Genomic DNA, 21,189 nt, shown 5'->3' with positions numbered 1-21,189 from the left:
ATAAAATTTGTCGAAATGACCATGACACGTTATGACAAACATTCTACCGCGTAGCGGTTAAAGTTAAACGTAAAGAGTGAGGTTATTAGACAGATTGAGAAGATAAGGCTAACATCAAACTTTGGTGTTAGCCCCATTTTCTTCTTACGCTAACCTTAGCTCTCAACGAAGGGGGTCAAATTGTGCTAAGAGATTTATTCGTGAAAAAGAAAAAGTACGCTGCAATACCTTCAGAACAAGTACGAAAAGATGTACCAGATGGCGTTATGACAAAATGTCCGGAATGTAAAAAAATCATGTATACGAAAGAACTTCTAAAAAATTTAAAAGTATGTGTGAATTGTGGATATCATCATCCTATGAATGCATGGGAACGTCTTGATAGTATATTGGACGAAGGGTCATTCCGTGAGTATGACAAAGAAATGGTTTCGTTAAATCCACTCGAGTTTCCAGGTTATGAAGAGAAACTAGAGAGCGATCGTAAGAAGACTGAATTGAACGAAGCGGTTGTAACTGGTGAAGGAACAATTGATGACATGCTTGTTGTTGTTGCAGTAATGGATTCTCGTTTTCGAATGGGGAGCATGGGCTCTGTAGTAGGAGAAAAAATCGCCCGTGCGGTTGAAAAGGCGTACGACTTACAAGTTCCATTTATTATCTTTACTGCTTCGGGTGGTGCCCGTATGCAAGAAGGTATATTAAGTTTAATGCAAATGGCAAAAACAAGCGTAGCTTTGAAAAAGCATAGTAATGCAGGAGGATTATTTATTTCTGTTATGACTCACCCAACGACGGGCGGGGTTTCAGCGAGTTTCGCTTCACTTGGTGATTATAATCTTGCAGAACCAGGTGCACTTATCGGATTTGCTGGTAGACGTGTAATTGAACAAACGGTGCGTGAGAAACTACCAGAAGATTTCCAAACGGCAGAATTCTTACTAGATCATGGTCAATTAGATGCGGTGGTGCATCGTGATGATATGAGAGAATCACTTCGCAAGATTTTAGAAGTTCATCAAGGAGGGGAAATGGCTGTATGGCAGAGCTAGAATTTGAAAAACCAGTTGTTGAGCTAAGAAATAAGATTCGTGAACTGAAAGACTATACGAAAAACAGCCAGATGGACTTCAGTGAGGAGATTCGTATTTTGGAAGAAAAGCTAGAAAATTTAGAGGAAGATATATACGGCAATCTGAAAGTATGGGACCGTGTTCAAATTGCTCGTCATGCTGAACGACCGACAACGCTCGATTATATTGAGCACTTATTTACTGATTTTTTCGAATGTCATGGAGATCGTCTATTTGGCGATGATGCAGCGATTGTCGGCGGCATTGCGAAATATAAAGGGATGCCTGTAACTGTAATTGGGCATCAGCGCGGAAAAGATACGAAAGAAAATATTCGCCGTAACTTTGGAATGCCTCATCCAGAAGGATATCGAAAAGCATTACGTTTAATGAAGCAGGCGGAAAAGTTCAATCGTCCTATTATTTGTTTTATTGATACGAAAGGAGCTTATCCTGGTAAAGCTGCTGAAGAACGTGGTCAAAGTGAAGCTATCGCCCGCAATTTATTTGAAATGGCAGGTTTAACGGTACCTGTTATTTGTATCGTTATCGGCGAAGGTGGTAGTGGTGGTGCGCTAGGCCTTGGAGTTGGAGATTACATTCATATGCTAGAAAATTCCACTTATTCTGTTATTACACCAGAGGGTGCAGCGGCAATTCTTTGGAAAGATGCAGGAAAAGCAAAGGAAGCTGCAGAGGCAATGAAAATTACAGCAGCAGATTTGAAAGAATTAGGTGTAATTGACGAAATTATTCCAGAAGCAAGAGGCGGAGCTCACCGTAATGTTTTGAAACAGTCAGAAAATATAGACTTAATGATTCGGAAAACTTTTGAACAATTAAACGGAATTTCGAAAGATGAATTAATCGAAAAACGTTATGAAAAATATATGAAAATTGGGCAAGTTTCGTTTTCAAACGCTTCCATTTGGATAAAATAAGAAAAGCGTGCGTTCCACTTCGCGAATGCACGTTTTTATTATGAAAAGACACATCTTCTCCATTGTATTTTTATATTTTTTCGTGTTATTTTATTATAAGGCAAATAATCTTTATGAGGTGAGTACAAATGAAACGTATTGGTGTATTAACAAGTGGTGGAGATTCACCTGGTATGAATGCTGCCATTCGTGCAGTTGTTCGTAAAGCGATTTTCCATGATATTGAAGTATATGGTATTTACCATGGATACGCTGGATTAATTTCTGGTCACATTGAAAAATTAGAACTTGGTTCTGTTGGCGATATTATCCACCGCGGTGGTACAAAATTATATACAGCAAGATGTCCTGAGTTTAAAGATCCAGAAGTACGACTAAAAGGTATCGAGCAATTAAAGAAACACGGTATCGAAGGACTTGTTGTTATTGGTGGAGATGGTTCTTACCAAGGCGCTAAAAAATTAACTGAACAAGGATTCCCATGTGTTGGTGTACCAGGTACAATCGACAATGATATCCCTGGAACAGACTTCACAATTGGTTTCGATACAGCTTTAAACACTGTTATTGATGCAATTGATAAAATTCGTGACACAGCTACATCTCATGAACGTACATATGTTATCGAAGTAATGGGACGTCACGCTGGTGATATCGCATTATGGGCTGGTTTAGCTGATGGTGCGGAAACAATCTTAATTCCAGAAGAAGAGTATGACATGGATGATGTTATCGCTCGTCTGAAGCGTGGTAGTGAACGTGGTAAAAAACACAGTATTATCGTTGTAGCTGAAGGTGTTGGAAGTGCAATTGACATCGGTAAGCACATTGAAGAAGCAACAAACTTTGATACTCGTGTAACTGTATTAGGTCACGTACAACGTGGTGGATCACCAAGTGCACAAGACCGTGTATTAGCAAGTCGTCTTGGCGCAAGAGCAGTTGAATTGTTAATTGCTGGTAAAGGCGGACGTTGTGTAGGTATTCAAGATAACAAACTTGTTGATCATGATATTATCGAAGCGTTAGCTCAAAAGCATACAATCGATAAAGATATGTATCAATTATCTAAAGAATTATCCATCTAATCGGCGTAATGTCAGATATTTGGGAACGGTTTCATAATTTTCGGAGGTGCAATATGCGTAAAACTAAAATTGTATGTACTATAGGTCCTGCTAGTGAAAGTATTGAAAAATTAGAGCAATTAATCGAAGCAGGTATGAACGTTGCTCGTTTAAACTTCTCTCATGGTAGCCATGAAGAGCACGGAGCTCGTATTAAAAACATTCGTGAAGCTTCAAAGAAGACTGGTAAAACAGTTGGTATCTTACTTGATACAAAAGGTCCAGAAATCCGTACTCACGACTTTGTAGACGGACAAGCTGAGCTTGTAACAGGTGCAGAAGTAGTTCTTTCTACTGAGCAAGTATTAGGTACTGCAGAGAAGTTCTCTGTATCTTATGCTGGTCTTTATGACGATGTAGACCCAGGTTCTCGTATTCTAATCGATGACGGTCTTATCGAACTAGAAGTAATCGAAAAAGCTGATGGAAACATCCGTACAAAAGTTCTTAACAGCGGAACTGTAAAAAATAAAAAAGGTGTTAACGTACCAAACGTAAGCATTAAGCTTCCTGGTATCACTGAAAAAGACGTAAAAGATATCATCTTCGGTATCGAGCAAAAAGTTGATTTCATTGCAGCTTCATTCGTACGTAAAGCGTCTGACGTATTAGAAATCCGTGAATTATTAGAAGAGCATAACGCTCAATACATCCAAATCGTACCAAAAATCGAAAACCAAGAAGGTATCGACAATATCGATTCAATCTTAGAAGTTTCTGACGGTTTAATGGTAGCTCGTGGTGACATGGGTGTAGAAATTCCACCGGAAGAAGTACCGTTAGTACAAAAACGTCTAATTAAAAAATGTAACGTGTTAGGTAAACCAGTTATTACTGCAACACAAATGTTAGATTCTATGCAACGTAACCCACGTCCAACTCGTGCGGAAGCAAGTGACGTAGCTAACGCAATCTTCGATGGTACAGATGCAATCATGCTTTCAGGTGAAACAGCTGCTGGACAATACCCAGTAGAAGCAGTAACAATGATGGCTAACATTGCGGTACGCGTTGAAAAATCATTGCAATATGAAGATATGTTCAAAAAACGTATTAAAGAGTTCACTCCAACAATTACAGATGCAATTAGCCAATCTGTTGCACATACAGCACTTGCTCTTGATGTAGCTGCAATCGTAGCTCCAACAGAAAGTGGATATACTGCGAAAATGATCTCTAAATACCGTCCAAAATCTCCAATCGTAGCTGTAACATCTGACGAGCAAGTAGGACGTCGTCTTGCACTTGTTTGGGGTGTACAAGCATTTATGGCTGAGAAGCGCGCAGCTTCAACTGACGAAATGTTAGATACAGCAATTCAAACAGGTATGGATGCAGGTCTAATCGGACTTGGAGATACTGTAGTGATTACTGCTGGTGTACCAGTTGCTGAAACTGGTACAACAAACTTAATGAAAATCCACGTTGTTGGTGAAGAAATTGCTAAAGGACAAGGAATCGGTCGTAAAGCTGCAAAAGGTAAAGTAGTTGTAGCGAAAACAGCTGCTGAAGCTGTAGCGAACGTAAACGAAGGTGATATCCTTGTTACAACAAGCACTGATAAAGATATGATTCCTGCAATCGAAAAAGCTGCAGCTTTAGTTGTAGAAGAAGGTGGCTTAACAAGCCATGCAGCTGTTGTAGGTGTATCAATCGGTATTCCTGTTATCGTTGGTGTAAACGGCGTAACAGCAACTTTAAAAAATGGCCAAGAAGTAACAGTTGATGCAGCACGCGGAATTGTTTATAATGGACATGCGGAAGTGCTATAAGTAATACGGAGAGAAGGATCGGAGTCCTTCTCTTTTTTTTACACAAAAACGAGATAGAATTAGCTTAAAGCGCCTAGAATTGCTTTTAAAAGCTGTTTGTTATGGGTTTTAATATGAAAGGGTATCTATATTTCATATGATGTATATAGGCATTGTGAGGGCGTTAAAAGTGAGATGTGAGAGAGGTGTAGAACTATGAAGTGGTTACTATTCTTGTTTATTTTAATACCGGCGATTGAGATTACGGTCTTAATTGGATCAAGTCATGTAATAGGTTTATGGTCTACGTTCGCTATGATTGTATTTACAGGTGTTGTAGGTGTGTATTTGGCGAAAAGACAAGGGTTTAAAGTGCTTGGAGAGATTCAATCTAAGTTGAATAGAGGGGAAATGCCAGGTGAGGCGGTACTAGATGGTATTTTTGTATTTGTAGGAGGTATTCTCTTAGTGCTTCCTGGGTATGTGACAGATATGCTAGGGTTTATCTGCGTGATCCCTATTACGAGAGCTTTATTGAAGCCGCTTGTTATGAAGTGGATGGAATGGAAATTTAGAAAGAATTCTACTATTATTATTCAGAAATAGCACTTAGATTGTAGAAATCTAAGTGCTATTTTTTGTCTTGTAAGAGGAGAGGGATTTTCTGATTGAAGCTTTGCTTTACCGCGCTATTTGTGGGGTGGAATTTCTATCTCGAAGCTGGGCTGCTCGTAAGTGTCTGATGTGGGGCGAATGATGAGTGGGGATGAACAAAACGTTCGCTTATTATATTTGCTATATAATTTTCGTTTGAACTCTTGTGTGTACTTCGATTAAACTTGTGATTTTTTAGTGCTATTAATTTGGATGAATAAGATGGAGGGAAACACTGCTAAATTAAAGTTTTGCTTTCTTATATAGAGGAACGATTGGTGTAAAAAATTCATATAAAAAGGCGGAGATTGTTAGTTGAAGTCTTATTTCATGCTATTTTGTATATTTATTCATTTACATAAAAAGTAATAAATGTAAATGATAATTATAAAATAAATAGAATAAATATGTAAAAACACCACGGAATATGCGTTTTTCATGCAAAAAAACAAGAGAATTATCTTTTTTGAGTGCAATTCTCTTGTTTTATGTAATAAGTATGAAAAATAAGTACAAGGAATAATCAGTGGGAATTTCCCACTGATTACAGGTAAGTTTTTTGTTGTGTATGAATTAGAAACTATTATTTTGAAGGTGAACCTTTAATATATTTCCACAAGTCATGGAAGACATTAGCTTTGTGTAATGTATTAAGTAGTACTAAGGTGACTGGGCCGATGATTAATCCTAAAAAGCCAAAAAGTTTAAAGCCGACAAATAGAGCGACGAGTGTTGCTAATGGATCGAGACCGATGTTAGATGAAAGTACTTTCGGCTCCATAATTTGTCTTTGGACAATCACGACGATGTATAAAATGAGAAGACCAATGGCGAATGCGGTATCGCCAGTGAAAAATACGTATATAACCCATGGAACAAAGACTGCGCCTGTTCCTAAATATGGTAGTAAATCTACAACTCCTGTAATAATCGCGATAGTAATGGCGTATGGTACGCGTAATATTAAAAGCCCAATTAGTACAATGACAGTTGTCATAGATACGAGTGTAAGTTGTGCTTTCACAAAACCAAACAAAGCTTTTCTTAAGTCGACAAAAATAGTTTTTCCATAGCCATGTACACGATTCGGTAGCAATTTTCTTGCTTTCTGAGCAAGACGGTGCCAATCGTAACTAATGAAGAAAGTGGCTAATAAAATGAATACAAGGACAGTTAAAGTTGTTGGCAGTGCACTAATGAAATTCGTTAACCCGCTTATAATAGCGGTTAAAAGTTCTTTCATTTGTGTTGTTGCCTCTGTTCCTAAGTTTTGAATGTTTTGTGTAATTGTATAGCGCTGTGGTTCTCCAAGATGATTAAATTTAGAGATTAAATCATCGTAGAGAGGCATAATATGATTAAGTGCAAATTGCTGAGCGAATGTAACGATATCTGGAAACTTTACTGTAACAAGTTGTAGTAAGTATGTTGTGGCAGATATTGCTTCAGTCACAAGATATGTAACAAGTCCAACGATAGCTCCAAATACGAGAATTAAGCTAACGAGTACTGCTAGTGCGCGAGGAAATTGTAGTTTTTGATTAAGGAAATTGACGACAGGATTAATCAAATAAGCAAATGCAAAAGCGATAATAAAAGGATAGATAAGCCCTGACATGTATAGTAATACATAGAACCCAGCTACCGTTGCTACAATGACAAATATGAGTCGCAATATCATATATAGTAAGTTTCGGTTCAAAGATGTATACCTCCCATTCCAATTTGGATTATCCTAATTCGTTCAACTTATAACGAGTGTGCCCCACTGATTAAAGTTTCACTTTACCCCGCATTAACGGGCAGTAAATCTCCTACCCGAAGTGCGGCTGGATCAAAGGAGTTAGATGGAGATAAACTGCCCGTAAAAGCCCGATTGGTTCAACTAATAATCAGTGGAAAATGCCCCACTGATTAAAGTTTCACTTTATGTTATAGTGGAATGATGGATTTTTCTTGCTTTTTCAGTATGTGAGTGACTGTGAAAGCTTGGTGTTGATGCTTCTACTATATGGTAAAAACTTCATTTTCTCTTCTTTTTATTTTACCTGTTTCTAATTAGAAAAGAAAGAAGAGACGCCTGTTTTTTAAAATGTATACACGCTTAAATTTTGATGGTGAAAGTCTCAGTTTGTCATTTTAAAATACATAAAAAATGAAGTGATTCATGTTGAATAGGCATCGATATAGCATGTATAACGATAGGTTTAAAGGTATTTTTGTTTGGAAATGAGTTCATTATTTTCAGAAAGGAAGTGCAAACATGATTAGTCAGTCAACGTTATTTTTATTCATACTACTTATTATAGGACTTATTGCGAAAAACCAATCGCTTACTGTGGCTATTGGTGTGTTATTTTTATTGAAGTTTACGTTTTTAGGAGATAAGGTCTTTCCTTATTTACAAACGAAAGGAATTAACCTAGGTGTAACGGTCATTACAATAGCGGTGCTCGTACCGATTGCGACGGGGGAAATAGGTTTTAAACAACTTGGAGAAGCGGCAAAATCTTATTATGCGTGGATTGCTTTAGCTTCAGGTGTAGCGGTCGCTTTGTTAGCGAAAGGCGGCGTACAATTGTTGACAACGGATCCTCACATTACAACTGCGCTTGTTTTTGGGACAATTATAGCGGTTGCGCTATTTAATGGGGTTGCTGTTGGTCCGTTAATTGGGGCTGGAATTGCCTATGCGGTTATGAGTATTATACAAATGTTTAAATAAGGAATTTTATAGTAATATAAAATTTTTGAATTCTTTCTGTTCACAAAAGTCAGATAATTGTTTATAATAGGATTAGAAACTTTGAAAAGTTACATAACAGCAGAGACTTTACACCAGATAAAATAAAAACAACATAAAACAATTTTATAATGATATTGTTTTATGTTGTTTTTATCATAAAACTCTTCGGAATGTATTTTCCTCACTAACTTGTTGTTTTGAGCGTGAGGATTCGGGGAGACATTCACGCTCATGCTTTCCATGTAAACAATGGACAATAAGAGGGGAACATCGCAACAAATTTGCATGATCGTGCATTTTGCTTGCCTAAAGAGTGAACGGGCGTTCATAATTCATAAGGGGAGCAAATAGATATAAGGAGCAAGGTTGGGAGAATTTTCAGGAAAAGGAGAGAATGTCATGACTGTTATTCGAGGTTTAGAAGGGGTAGTAGCAACAACATCATCTGTGAGCTCTATTATTGATGATACATTAACTTATGTTGGGTATAATATTGATGATTTAGCTGAGAATGCTACGTTTGAAGAAGTAGTGTACTTATTATGGCACCGCAAGCTTCCTAATGAAAAAGAACTAGCAGAATTTAATGAAATTGTATCAGAATACTATAAAGTTCCAGGTGAGATTTTAACATATTTGAAACAAGTAGATTTAAAAATTGCACATCCGATGTCTGTTTTACGAACTGCAATTTCCATGCTATCATTATACGATGAGAGCGCTGAAATTATGGACGAAAAGTCCAATTATTTGAAAGCGGTTAAATTACAGGCGCAAGTAGGAACTTTAGTTGCTGCTTACGCGAGAATCCGTAAAGGTTTAGATATTGTTGAGCCAAGAAAGGATTTATCATTAGCTGCAAACTTCTTGTACATGTTAAATGATCGCGAGCCAAATGAAGTTGAAATTGAAGCTTTTGATAAGGCGCTTGTACTTCATGCAGATCATGAGTTAAACGCTTCTACATTTACTGCACGTGTTTGCGTAGCTACACTTTCAGATGTATATTCTGGTATTACAGCAGCAATCGGTGCATTAAAAGGTCCTCTTCACGGTGGGGCAAATGAAAATGTAATGAAGATGTTAACTGAGATTGGTGAAGAAGAAAATGTAGAGTCATATATTCATAATGCTCTTCAAAATAAAGTGAAAATCATGGGCTTTGGCCACCGTGTGTATGAGCAGGGTGATCCACGTGCAAAACACTTACGTGAAATGTCTAAGAGATTATGCGTGCTTTTAGGAGAAGAGAAATGGTATAATATGTCTATCAAAATTGAAGACATTGTAACAAAAGAAAAAGGTCTTCCACCAAATGTTGATTTCTATTCAGCTTCTGTATACCATTGTTTAGGAATTGACCATGACTTATTTACACCTATTTTTGCAATTAGCCGTATGTCAGGCTGGTTAGCTCATATTCTAGAACAATATGAAAACAACCGTTTAATTCGTCCGCGTGCTGATTATAATGGACCAACGCATCAAGTGTATGTTCCAATTGCACAACGATAAGCGAATAACACTATTTTGATAGTGAAAATACGCTTTCAAAAGTCTGATTTTTTCGGAAAGATGTAATGATTAGAATATTTTAATTTGACTAACGGTTTGAACTGAGGGGTTATTCCCTCAGTTTCATACATATGAAATTTCAAACATGGGGGTTATCACATTGACGACAGGTGAAAAAATTACTGTAACTAATGGTGTTATGAATGTACCAAACAATCCGATTATTCCATTTATCGAGGGAGATGGAATTGGTCCTGATATTTGGGCAGCTGCATCTCGCGTACTAGAAGCAGCAGTTGAAAAAGCTTATGATGGTGAGAAGAAAATCGTTTGGAAAGAAGTGCTTGCAGGGGAAAAAGCATTCAACCAAACAGGCGAGTGGTTACCAGAAGAAACTTTAAACTTAATTCGTGAATATTTAATCGCGATTAAAGGTCCACTTACAACTCCAGTTGGCGGTGGTATTCGTTCTCTAAACGTAGCACTTCGTCAAGAATTAGATTTATATGTATGTCTACGTCCAGTTCGTTATTTTGAAGGTGTTCCTTCACCTGTAAAACGTCCGGAAGATACTGATATGGTTATTTTCCGTGAAAATACAGAAGACATTTATGCTGGAATTGAATATGCGCAAGGATCTCCAGAAGCAGAAAAAGTTCTTGCTTTCTTAAAAGAAGCAATGGGTGTTAATAAAATCCGCTTCCCAGAAACATCTGGTATTGGTATTAAGCCAATTTCAGAAGAAGGGACAAAGCGTCTTGTTCGTGCTGCAATTCAATATGCAATTAACGAAAAACGCTCTTCTGTTACATTAGTTCATAAAGGAAACATTATGAAATTTACAGAAGGTGCTTTCAAAAACTGGGGTTACGAAGTAGCGGAACAAGAATTCGGCGACAAAGTATTTACTTGGGCTGAATACGATCGTATCGTTGAAAAAGATGGTAAAGATGCAGCGAATAAAGCGATGGCAGACGCTGAAGTGGCTGGAAAAATCATCGTAAAAGATTCTATTGCAGACATCTTCTTACAACAAATTTTAACTCGTCCACGTGAGTTCGATGTTGTTGCAACAATGAACTTAAATGGTGACTATATCTCTGATGCACTTGCTGCACAAGTAGGTGGAATTGGTATTGCACCTGGTGCAAACATTAACTATGTGACTGGACATGCTATCTTTGAAGCTACACACGGTACAGCTCCAAAATATGCAGGTTTAGATAAAGTAAACCCATCTTCTGTTCTTCTTTCAGGTGTATTATTATTAGAACACTTAGGATGGAACGAAGCTGCGAAATTAGTAACTGCTTCTGTTGAGAAAACAATTGCTTCAAAAGTAGTAACTTATGATTTCGCACGCTTAATGGAAGGTGCAACAGAAGTGAAATGTTCTGAGTTCGCTAATGAACTTATTAAAAACATGGATGTAGCGATAATCAAAAACGCATAATTAAAGCGGGGGGTAAATTATGACAATCAAACGCAAGAAGGTTTCAGTCATCGGTGCAGGATTTACAGGAGCAACAACGGCATTCTTATTAGCACAAAAAGAACTTGCAGATGTTGTATTAGTGGACATTCCACAACTGGAAAATCCAACAAAAGGGAAAGCGTTAGATATGTTAGAAGCGAGCCCAGTACAAGGTTTTGATGCTAACATTATTGGAACATCGGATTACGCAGATACTGCTGATTCTGACGTTGTCGTTATTACAGCAGGTATTGCACGTAAGCCTGGTATGAGCCGTGATGACTTAGTAGCAACAAACTCTAAAATTATGAAAAGTATTACGCGCGACATTGCAAAACATTCACCAAATGCAATTATTGTTGTGTTAACAAATCCAGTTGATGCAATGACATATTCTGTATTTAAAGAAGCGGGATTCCCGAAAGAGCGTGTAATCGGCCAATCGGGTGTATTAGATACAGCTCGTTTCCGTACATTCATCGCACAAGAATTAAATCTTTCTGTAAAAGACATTACAGGATTTGTTCTTGGCGGACACGGTGACGACATGGTACCTCTTGTGCGTTATTCTTATGCAGGCGGTATTCCGTTAGAAACGTTAATTCCGAAAGAGCGTTTAGAAGCAATCGTAGAACGTACACGTAAAGGTGGCGGTGAGATTGTAGGCTTATTAGGAAACGGTAGTGCATATTACGCACCAGCAGCTTCTTTAGTTGAAATGACAGAAGCAATCTTAAAAGATCAACGCCGTGTATTACCAGCTATTGCGTACCTTGAAGGTGAGTATGGTTATAGTGACCTTTACTTAGGGGTACCAGTAATTCTAGGTGGTAACGGAATTGAAAAAATTATTGAATTAGAACTTCTTGCAGATGAAAAAGAAGCGTTAGATCGCTCTGTAGAATCTGTACGTAATGTAATGAAAGTTCTTGTTTAATAATTGAATAGTAGTGAAAAAGATTCGGGATTCCGAATCTTTTTCTACTATTTACCGAATTGTTTTTTTGAAATAATATGAAAACGCTATCATTTGTAATATCCTATAATGAAACTGTAGATTTATACTATACATTGCCCTCATCATAGTAAATTTCGGATAAGGTATCGCTTTTAGTAGGATAATAAGGTGAAAAAATCGGAGGGGGTTGTAACATGTTAAAGAAAAAAGTTCAAATTGGTCGTAAAATGGATGAAATTACAGTAGGAGAGAAATTATCTATCACTGAAAAAATTGAGGATAAAGATTTGTTATTGTACTTAGGGTTAACGAATGATGCCAATCCATTATATATTCAGCATGATTACGCATCCCAAACTCCGTATGAAAAGCCGATTGTACCAAGCATTATGCTAACGGGAATGATTACAACGGCGGTTACGAAATATTTACCGGGTCCAGGAAGTCATATTACGAGAAAGGACCTTACATTCGTGAAACATGTTCACCATTATGAAACGTTGCAAATCCACTTTGAAGTTGTGGCTGTTTCTGAGGAGGAACATACAATTGATATGCTTGTATCTGCTCATGATGAAAAAGGAGAAACTGTTGTGAAAGGTTCATTAACAGTAACGCCACCTTTTAAATCTGTTTCTATTATGGAAAAAGCATTAGATAATTTTTAAAAGATGAAAATATGAATAGCGCTAGCATACCTTTCATAAGGATGCTAGCGCTATTTTTAGTTGAAGAACCCTTCTTTGAACCCTTCAGCAAATTCTGAGCACCCCGTTTTAATCGTATCCCAGCTCGGAGCGTTAAAAGCAAGGATACATGTGACTGCTAAAGATAGAATGGATAGTATTAGTCGCATAATAGACCTCCGTATATTATTAATTTATATATTAAGATTAATGATATAATCATCGGTAATTGAAGTCAATTAAAGGAGTGGTTTTTTAGGTAAGGTGGAAAAGAGAAGACGTGATCTTTGAAACGGTAAGAGAAGCTGAAGTGTGGGCAGACCGGGTTGCGAATGGAATGTACGGGAGAGTATTTGATGGATATGAAATACCAGATTATAAAATAGCGTATGCTCTTTCGTTTTTCCTAGCATAAAATTAAGATTTTATAGTTCATACGGAAGTGAGCTTTAAAGAAGAGAGAGCAATCTATAAAGTTTGGCAAAATCCTGTGTAGTTGCAGGTGAATTGTAATTACTTCTATTTTCTCAATTCTACACAAACGATCTCCATGAATAGACAATTATATTGAGAGGGACCTTGTTTTCTAGTATGATGAGAATAACGGGGAAAATACTAGGATGAAGAAGGTTTCAAGTCTATAACTTGGAGGAAAAGAATGAACAATCGTATTTTAGTAGTTGATGATGAGGAATTTATCTTAACTTTAATCGAATTTAATTTACAACAAGCTGGGTTTGAAGTTATAACAGCGATGGATGGAGAAATGGCGCTTCAAAAAGCGACAACAGAACGCCCAGATTTAATTATATTAGATTTAATGCTTCCGAAAATGGATGGTATGGAAGTGTGTAAAGAATTACGATTGCAGCGCGTTATGACGCCGATTTTAATGTTAACGGCAAAAGATGATGAGTTTGATAAGGTGCTAGGCCTTGAACTTGGAGCGGATGATTATATGACGAAGCCATTTAGTCCAAGAGAAGTTGTTGCTCGTGTGAAGGCGATTTTGCGCCGTACGAAATTACAACAAGAAGAACAAGTTGCAGAAGCGCCAGATGAAGATAGCATCACAATTGCAGAACTTAAAATTTTACCGGAGTTTTATGAGGCTTATTTCCAAGGAAGAAAGCTTGAATTAACACCAAAAGAATTTGAACTACTTGTGTATCTTGCGAAAAATAAAAGTCGCGTGTTGACACGTGATCAATTACTAAGTGCTGTATGGAATTACGATTTTGCTGGTGATACACGAATTGTTGATGTTCATATTAGCCATTTGCGCGATAAAATTGAACAAAATACGAAAAAACCGACGTACATTAAAACGATACGTGGTTTAGGATATAAATTAGAGGAGCCAAAAGGGAATGAATAAATTTCGTTCCAGGCTTCTTTTTACATTTGTTTCTCTTATTGTATTTATTTTAGTTGGACTAGGTTTATTACTAGAAACTGTGTTTGAAAACTACTATATAGATCATGCTAAAGAGAGAATGGTAAAAGAGACAGAGTATGTTGCGACGTTAGCAGAAGAGCAAGGTTTTGATAATGTCTTAAAAAATCCATACGTATTTGAAAAGTTAGAAGAAAAAATACCAGCTTCTATCGTATTTTTGGATGAAAAAAAGAAAGTTCAATATAGAAATGGACAAGAATTGGCATTTAGTCCAGAGACGATTAAAGAACTTTCTTCGGAAGTGGCAAAACAACGAAGTAAAGTAATTACGAAAGAAACGGATCGAAAGAATGAATTTTATCATGCGGTGTTCGTTCAAGATGTAGAAGGAAAACAAGGATACATTTTGGTGAAAAGTATAATTGATCCTTTAAGAGACGTACATCAAAAAACGTGGGGATTATTAATTATCGGATTTGTCATTGCTTGTCTCGTAGTTGTATTTTTAGGTATGAAAATTACAGGGCAATATATTAGGCCAATTGAATCGGTTACGAAAGTTGCAATTGAATTGGCAAAGGGTAATTATAAAGCACGTGCATACGAAAGTCATTCGGATGAAACAGGAATGCTGAGTAAAGCGATTAATATTTTAGCACGAAATTTACAAGAGATGACACTTGAACAAGAAATGCAGCAAGATCGTCTGCACACGTTAATTGAAAATATGGGAAGTGGAATGATTTTAATTGATAGCCGAGGATATATAAACCTTGTAAACCGCTCTTATAAGGAAACTTTCCACGTAACAGATGAAGAATATTTAGATCGCTTATATTATGAATCGTTTCATCATACAGAAATTATTGAGCTTGTAGAAGAAATCTTTATGACAGAAGTGAAAGTGCGTAAACAAATGTTATTGCCACTTGGAATTGAACGGAAGCATTTCGAAGTATATGGAGCGCCGATTATCGGGACAAACCATGAATGGAAAGGGATTGTTCTCGTATTCCATGACATAACAGAGTTAAAGAAATTAGAACAAATGAGAAAAGACTTTTTAGCGAATGTTTCTCATGAATTAAAGACACCGATTACTTCTATTAAAGGTTTTTCAGAAACACTCTTAGACGGAGCGATGGATAATAAAAAATTCTGCGAACATTTCTTGCACATTATTTTAAAAGAAAGTGAGCGCATGCAAGGATTAATTGAAGATTTATTAGATTTGTCGAAGATCGAACAACAAGGATTTAAATTAAATATGGGAACCGTTGATATGAAGGGGCTGCTTGAAGATATTCATATGGTACTTGATAATAAAGCAGGAGAAAAAGAAATCTCTTTACAAGTGAATGTATTAAAACGTGCCTCTGTTATTGGAGATCCAAGTCGTTTGAAACAAATCTTTATTAATTTAATTAATAACGCAATCGTATATACACCGGCTGGAGGCGTTGTTTCAGTAGAGTTAGCGGAAGATAAATATAATGCTTATATAAAAGTATCGGATACTGGAATTGGTATTAGTAAAGAGGAAATTCCGCGTATTTTTGAACGTTTCTACCGGGTGGATAAAGCAAGAAGTAGAAATACTGGTGGTACCGGCCTTGGATTGTCGATTGTAAAGCATTTAGTTGAGGCGCATCAAGGTACGATTACAGTAGATAGTGAAGTTGGAGAAGGGACAACGTTTACAGTTGTTTTACCGAAATCAGCAACTGAAAAATAGGATGAAGGATGTTTACAATATATTAACAATGGCTTAATTAAATATTAATAAAGCTCTGTTAATATAATACATGAAAACCCCTTCATCCAAGGAGTAATTTTGGACGAGAATAGTTAAGCTGTTCTCGTCACTTCCCTTTATGCCAATATAAGTCTGTTTTATATATGAAAGAAAATAGCCGTTATTTTTCTTCTCTCTATTAGTCATGTTAATATAGAGAGAGGAAAGGAACGGTTTTTTTCTGTGAAAAAAATCATTTCAAATTTGTATGGGGAGGTTTCAATTTTGGAAAAAAAGGTCGTATTAGTAGATGGTAATAATATCGCGTATCGTGCTTTCTTTGCACTACCGCTTTTAAATAACGACAAAGGTATACATACGAACGCAATTTACGGTTTTACAATGATGTTAATGAGAATATTAGAGGAAGAAAAGCCAACTCATATGTTAGTGGCGTTTGATGCAGGCAAAACAACGTTCCGTCATAAAACGTATAGTGAGTATAAAGGAGGACGTCAAAAGACTCCACCTGAATTATCAGAGCAGTTCCCGTTTATTCGTGAGATGCTGGATGCGTTCAATGTACCGCGTTATGAATTAGAAAATTATGAAGCGGATGACATCATGGGAACGTTAGCGAAAGAAGCGAGTGAGCAAGGGGCAAGTGTAAAAGTTATTTCAGGAGATAAAGATTTACTTCAACTTGTTTCTGATAACACGCTTGTATGTATTCCGCGAAAAGGGATTACAGAAGTGGATGAATATACGAAAGAAGCTTTATTTGAAAAATACAGCTTATCACCAAAGCAAATTATCGATATGAAAGGTTTAATGGGAGACCAGTCAGATAATATACCGGGTGTACCAGGAGTTGGTGAAAAAACGGCAATTAAATTGTTAACACAGTTTGGAACGGTTGAAGCGGTGTATGAAAATATAGATCAAGTAAGTGGGAAGAAATTAAAAGAAAAACTGGAAGAAAATAAAGAACAAGCTCTTATGAGTAAGGATCTTGCAACTATTATTACAGATGCGCCGATTACAGTTCATGTGGATGATATGGTGTATAAAGGATATGAAGCAAGTGATGTCATTCCAATGTTCGAGAGTTTAGGATTTACATCTCTTTTAAATAAATTAGGCGTTACGCCAGAAGAAACAGCTCCAGCTGAATTAGATGATATTACATTTGATATTGTGGAAGAAGTTACAGAAGAAATGCTTCAGCAAGATAGTGCGCTTATCGTTGAAGTACAAGAAGATAACTATCATAAAGCAGACATTCAAGGTTTCGGTATTCAAAATGAAAATGGATGTTACTTTATTCAGACAGACATTGCTCTTAAGTCAGATGCTTTTAAAGAGTGGCTTGCAGATGGAGAAATGAGAAAGCATACATTTGATGCGAAGCGTGCAATCGTTGCACTGAAATGGAATGGGATAGATATGCAAGGGATTGACTTTGATCTATTAATCGCTGCTTATTTACTTGACCCGGCTGATACAGATAAAGATTTCCGTACTGTAGCGAAAATGAAAGAAACGCATGCTGTGAAATCAGATGAAGAAGTTTACGGAAAAGGTGCGAAGCGTGCGGTTCCAGAGTTAGAGGTAGTCGCGGAGCATGTGGCTCGTAAAGTGCATGTATTATATGATGTAAAGCAAACATTCGTTGAAGAGTTAAAGAAGAATGAGCAATATGAACTGTTTACAGAATTAGAATTGCCGCTTGCACGTGTATTAGCTGATATGGAAGTAAAGGGTGTAAAAGTTGATACAGAGCGTCTTCGTAATATGGGAGAAGAACTTGCGGGTAGATTAAAGGAAATGGAACAGGAAATTTATAAGCTTGCGGGAACAGAATTTAATATTAATTCACCGAAGCAGCTTGGTGTTATTCTGTTTGAGAACTTAAACTTACCGGTTATTAAAAAGACGAAAACAGGTTATTCTACGTCAGCTGATGTACTAGATAAGCTTATGAATCACCATGAAATCATTCCAAATATTTTACATTATCGTCAATTAGGGAAGCTAAATTCAACTTACATTGAAGGTTTACTGAAAGTTGTACATGAAGATTCATCTAAAATTCATACTCGCTTTAATCAAGTGTTAACGCAAACAGGTCGATTAAGTTCAACGGATCCGAACTTGCAAAATATCCCGATTCGATTAGAAGAAGGAAGAAAGATTCGTCAGGCATTTGTTCCATCAGAAGAAGGATGGATTATGTATGCGGCTGATTATTCACAAATCGAACTGCGTGTATTAGCTCATATTGCAAATGATAAAGGGCTAGTTGAAGCGTTCCAACATGACATGGATATTCATACGAAAACAGCTATGGATGTATTTGGCGTTGAAAAAGATGAAGTAACTTCAAATATGAGACGACAAGCGAAAGCTGTTAACTTCGGAATTGTGTATGGTATTAGTGATTATGGTCTTTCACAAAACTTAGGAATTACAAGAAAAGCAGCAGCGGAATTTATTGAAAAGTATTTAGAAAGTTTCCCTGGTGTACAAGAATACATGGAGGACATCGTAAAAGATGCGAAACAAAAAGGATATGTAGCTACATTATTAAATCGTCGCCGTTATATTCCAGAAATTACGAGTCGTAATTTTAACTTGCGTAGCTTCGCTGAGCGTACAGCGATGAATACACCAATTCAAGGTACTGCAGCAGATATTATTAAAAAAGCGATGATTATTATGGCAGATCGTTTAGAAGAAGAAGGATTACAAGCGCGTCTTCTTCTGCAAGTACACGATGAATTAATATTTGAAGCACCAAAAGAAGAAATCGAAAAATTAGAGCAGCTTGTACCTGAAGTAATGGAACATGCGATTGAACTTGCAGTTCCGCTGAAAGTTGATTATTCTTACGGTCCAACTTGGTACGACGCAAAATAAGGAAGTGATGAAATGCCTGAATTACCAGAGGTTGAAAACGTCAGACGGACACTTGAAAATCTTGTAACAGGAAAAACGATTGAAGATGTTATTGTTACTTATCCAAAAATAGTGAAACGACCGGATGATGCAGAAATCTTTAAAGAAATGCTAAAAGGCGAGAAGATTGAAAATATAAAGCGAAGAGGAAAGTTTTTGCTTTTATATGTAACGAATTATGTCATTGTTTCACATTTGCGTATGGAAGGTAAGTTTTTACTGCATCAAGAGGATGAGCCGATTGATAAACATACGCACGTCCGTTTCTTATTTACAGATGGAACGGAATTACATTATAAAGATGTGAGAAAGTTTGGTACGATGCATCTCTTTAAGAAAGGTGAAGAAATGAACCAAATGCCTCTTGCTGACTTAGGTCCGGAGCCATTTGATGCTGAAATGACACCGCAGTATTTACAAGAAAGATTACAAAAGACAAATCGTAAAATAAAAGTTGTGCTACTGGACCAGCGTCTTTTAGTAGGGCTTGGAAATATATATGTAGATGAAGTTTTATTCCGTTCTCAAATTCATCCAGAACGAGAAGCTTCGTCTTTAACAGTAGAAGAAATTGAGCGAATTTATGAGGCTACCGTTACAACGCTAGGCGAAGCAGTAAAGCGTGGCGGAAGTACAATTCGGACGTATATCAACTCACAAGGGCAAATTGGTTCGTTCCAAGAACTCCTAAATGTATATGGGAAAAAGGGAGAGCCGTGCGTAACTTGTGGCACGATATTAGAAAAAACAGTTGTTGGCGGGCGAGGAACGCATTACTGCCCAATTTGTCAGCCTAGAATATAGAAAAGAGATAACATCGGATAGGCATTTGTCATATACATACAGCAGAGCTATGTATAAGGGAGGAGCTTACCGATGTACCTTTATTTATCTCTTATTTTATTAGCTTTTACATTAAGCTTAGATAGCTGTAGTGTAGGGCTAACATATGGTTTAAGAAGCGTAAGAATTCCACTAAGATCAATTATAATTATCGGAATGTGTTCAGCGGCTGTTATGCTTGTTTCAATGGGAATTGGACATATGATCGCGAAAGTATTTTCACCTGTTATCGCAACGCGTATCGGTGGGCTTGTTCTTATTGGAATAGGGATTTGGGTATTATATCAATTTTTTCGAAGTGAGAAAAAAGAAGAACCGAAGCAAGAGGAGAAGGTCTGGAAATTAGAGATTGCCTCGCTAGGCCTAGTGATTCAAATTTTACGGAAACCGACTGTTGCAGATTTTGATAAATCAGGCACCATTTCTGCAGGAGAAGCATTACTTCTTGGTATAGCTCTTTCTGTAGATTCATTTGGTGCCGGAATTGGTGCATCTTTATTAGGGTATGCACCCGCTATGATGGCGATATTAGTTGCAGTTATGAGTTCTTTGTTTTTATTTATTGGAATGAAACTTGGAACGGTTTTATCAAATATGAAGTGGTTACAAAAATTTACATTCCTGCCTGGAGTATTACTCATCATTATTGGAATTTGGAAAATGTAAGTATGGGCGTGGAACGTTAGTTTCGCGCCTTTTATTATGAGGAGGATTATTATGACAGTAGTAATTGGATTAACGGGAGGCATTGCAAGCGGAAAAAGTACGGTATCAGAAATGTTTCGTGAACTGAGCATACCAGTTATTGATGCAGATATTATCGCAAGAGAAGTTGTAGAGCGAGGAAAACCAGCATATAACAAAATAGTAGAAGTATTTGGAACGGAAGTGTTACAAGAAGATGGAGAATTAGATCGTCCAAAACTAGGAAGTGTCGTTTTCTATAATGAAGAAAAACGATTGCAGTTAAATAAAATTGTTCATCCTGCAGTGCGTGAGGAAATGAATAGGCAAAAGGAAATGTACATAAAAGAAGGTATGCAAGCGGTTGTGTTAGATATTCCTCTCTTATTTGAAAGCAAATTAACAAGTCTCGTTGACCGCATTTTAGTTGTAGCGGTTAAGCCGCATACGCAATTAGAACGTTTAATGAAACGAAATAACTTTTCAGAAGAAGAAGCAACAGCTCGTATTCAATCTCAAATGCCGTTAGAAGAAAAAGTGGAAAATGCAGATGAAGTGATAAATAATGATGGCACAATTATGGGAACGAAAACACAATTGCAGGTAATTTTAAAGAAGTGGAACATTATTGACTAAAAAATTGTG

At 36.9% G+C, this 21,189-nt stretch carries 18 protein-coding genes and 1 pseudogene; 17 read left to right on the top strand and 2 right to left on the bottom strand.

Features of this window, described 5'->3' with window-relative positions:
• Positions 1-182 precede the first annotated feature (182 nt).
• The 5 genes from accD (at position 183) to NST90_RS21740 (ending at position 5,498) form a co-directional block, all read left to right on the top strand.
• Complete coding sequence (accD, locus tag NST90_RS21760) at positions 183-1,052, top strand: acetyl-CoA carboxylase, carboxyltransferase subunit beta (protein WP_000942856.1); 870 nt, start codon at positions 183-185, stop codon at positions 1,050-1,052.
• On the top strand, positions 1,040-2,014 hold the full coding sequence (gene accA, locus NST90_RS21755; RefSeq protein ID WP_000818805.1) for an acetyl-CoA carboxylase carboxyl transferase subunit alpha: 975 nt from the start codon (positions 1,040-1,042) through the stop codon (positions 2,012-2,014). Before accD ends, accA begins: the two co-directional genes overlap by 13 nt.
• 128 nt (positions 2,015-2,142) lie before the next feature.
• Positions 2,143-3,102 carry a 6-phosphofructokinase gene (pfkA, locus tag NST90_RS21750; RefSeq protein ID WP_000821157.1) on the top strand — a complete coding sequence of 320 codons (960 nt, stop codon included), beginning with the start codon at positions 2,143-2,145 and terminating at the stop codon, positions 3,100-3,102.
• Between the two features lie 53 nt (positions 3,103-3,155).
• Positions 3,156-4,913 carry a pyruvate kinase gene (gene pyk, locus NST90_RS21745; protein WP_001232673.1) on the top strand — a complete coding sequence of 586 codons (1,758 nt, stop codon included), beginning with the start codon at positions 3,156-3,158 and terminating at the stop codon, positions 4,911-4,913.
• Between the two features lie 195 nt (positions 4,914-5,108).
• Positions 5,109-5,498: an FxsA family protein gene (locus tag NST90_RS21740; RefSeq protein ID WP_000871628.1), complete on the top strand. Its 390-nt coding sequence runs from the start codon at positions 5,109-5,111 to the stop codon at positions 5,496-5,498.
• A gap of 631 nt (positions 5,499-6,129) precedes the next feature.
• Here NST90_RS21740 and ytvI read toward each other — a convergent pair.
• Entirely contained in the window at positions 6,130-7,248 is a 1,119-nt protein-coding gene (gene ytvI / locus NST90_RS21735) for a sporulation integral membrane protein YtvI (protein WP_001081388.1), read from the bottom strand.
• A gap of 561 nt (positions 7,249-7,809) precedes the next feature.
• Here ytvI and NST90_RS21730 point away from each other — a divergent pair.
• From NST90_RS21730 to NST90_RS21710, 5 genes are all read left to right on the top strand, one after another.
• Positions 7,810-8,271: a DUF441 domain-containing protein gene (locus NST90_RS21730; RefSeq protein WP_000625507.1), complete on the top strand. Its 462-nt coding sequence runs from the start codon at positions 7,810-7,812 to the stop codon at positions 8,269-8,271.
• Positions 8,272-8,658: 387 nt separating this feature from the next.
• The gene (gene citZ, locus NST90_RS21725; protein WP_000503652.1) at positions 8,659-9,807 is read left to right on the top strand and encodes a citrate synthase; all 1,149 of its coding nucleotides are present in this window, start codon (positions 8,659-8,661) and stop codon (positions 9,805-9,807) included.
• 160 nt (positions 9,808-9,967) lie between these two features.
• Positions 9,968-11,260, top strand: a complete 1,293-nt coding sequence (gene icd, locus NST90_RS21720) for an NADP-dependent isocitrate dehydrogenase (protein WP_000206898.1) — start codon at positions 9,968-9,970, stop codon at positions 11,258-11,260.
• A gap of 19 nt (positions 11,261-11,279) precedes the next feature.
• Entirely contained in the window at positions 11,280-12,218 is a 939-nt protein-coding gene (mdh, locus tag NST90_RS21715; RefSeq protein WP_000153232.1) for a malate dehydrogenase, read from the top strand.
• Positions 12,219-12,433: 215 nt separating this feature from the next.
• Complete coding sequence (locus NST90_RS21710; RefSeq protein WP_000914180.1) at positions 12,434-12,907, top strand: MaoC/PaaZ C-terminal domain-containing protein; 474 nt, start codon at positions 12,434-12,436, stop codon at positions 12,905-12,907.
• Between the two features lie 56 nt (positions 12,908-12,963).
• On the opposite strand, the gene NST90_RS21705 is transcribed toward NST90_RS21710, so the two are convergent.
• Entirely contained in the window at positions 12,964-13,095 is a 132-nt protein-coding gene (locus tag NST90_RS21705; RefSeq protein ID WP_001237022.1) for a hypothetical protein, read from the bottom strand.
• A gap of 110 nt (positions 13,096-13,205) precedes the next feature.
• Between NST90_RS21705 and NST90_RS21700 the strand changes: the two are divergent.
• The 7 genes and pseudogenes from NST90_RS21700 (at position 13,206) to coaE (ending at position 21,180) form a co-directional block, all read left to right on the top strand.
• A pseudogene (locus NST90_RS21700) lies at positions 13,206-13,421 on the top strand (hypothetical protein).
• Between the two features lie 162 nt (positions 13,422-13,583).
• Entirely contained in the window at positions 13,584-14,303 is a 720-nt protein-coding gene (gene phoP / locus NST90_RS21695; protein WP_001065220.1) for a two-component system response regulator PhoP, read from the top strand.
• Positions 14,296-16,059 carry a sensory box histidine kinase PhoR gene (phoR, locus tag NST90_RS21690; protein WP_001032107.1) on the top strand — a complete coding sequence of 588 codons (1,764 nt, stop codon included), beginning with the start codon at positions 14,296-14,298 and terminating at the stop codon, positions 16,057-16,059. Before phoP ends, phoR begins: the two co-directional genes overlap by 8 nt.
• 285 nt (positions 16,060-16,344) lie before the next feature.
• Positions 16,345-18,978: a DNA polymerase I gene (gene polA, locus NST90_RS21685; RefSeq protein WP_000412806.1), complete on the top strand. Its 2,634-nt coding sequence runs from the start codon at positions 16,345-16,347 to the stop codon at positions 18,976-18,978.
• Positions 18,979-18,990: 12 nt separating this feature from the next.
• Positions 18,991-19,821, top strand: a complete 831-nt coding sequence (mutM, locus tag NST90_RS21680; RefSeq protein ID WP_001114478.1) for a DNA-formamidopyrimidine glycosylase — start codon at positions 18,991-18,993, stop codon at positions 19,819-19,821.
• A 72-nt stretch (positions 19,822-19,893) separates the two neighbouring features.
• A complete protein-coding gene (gene ytaF / locus NST90_RS21675) occupies positions 19,894-20,526 on the top strand; it encodes a sporulation membrane protein YtaF (RefSeq protein ID WP_000281744.1) in 633 nt (210 codons plus the stop codon).
• 51 nt (positions 20,527-20,577) lie between these two features.
• Entirely contained in the window at positions 20,578-21,180 is a 603-nt protein-coding gene (coaE, locus tag NST90_RS21670; RefSeq protein WP_016123436.1) for a dephospho-CoA kinase, read from the top strand.
• Positions 21,181-21,189: the final 9 nt, after the last annotated feature.

This window comes from Bacillus sp. FSL E2-8900 (assembly GCF_037966225.1).
Taxonomy (GTDB): Bacteria; Bacillota; Bacilli; order Bacillales; family Bacillaceae_G; genus Bacillus_A; species Bacillus_A cereus.
Note: the sequence above shows the minus strand (reverse complement) of the source record. Positions and strands in the feature narration are given on the sequence as shown.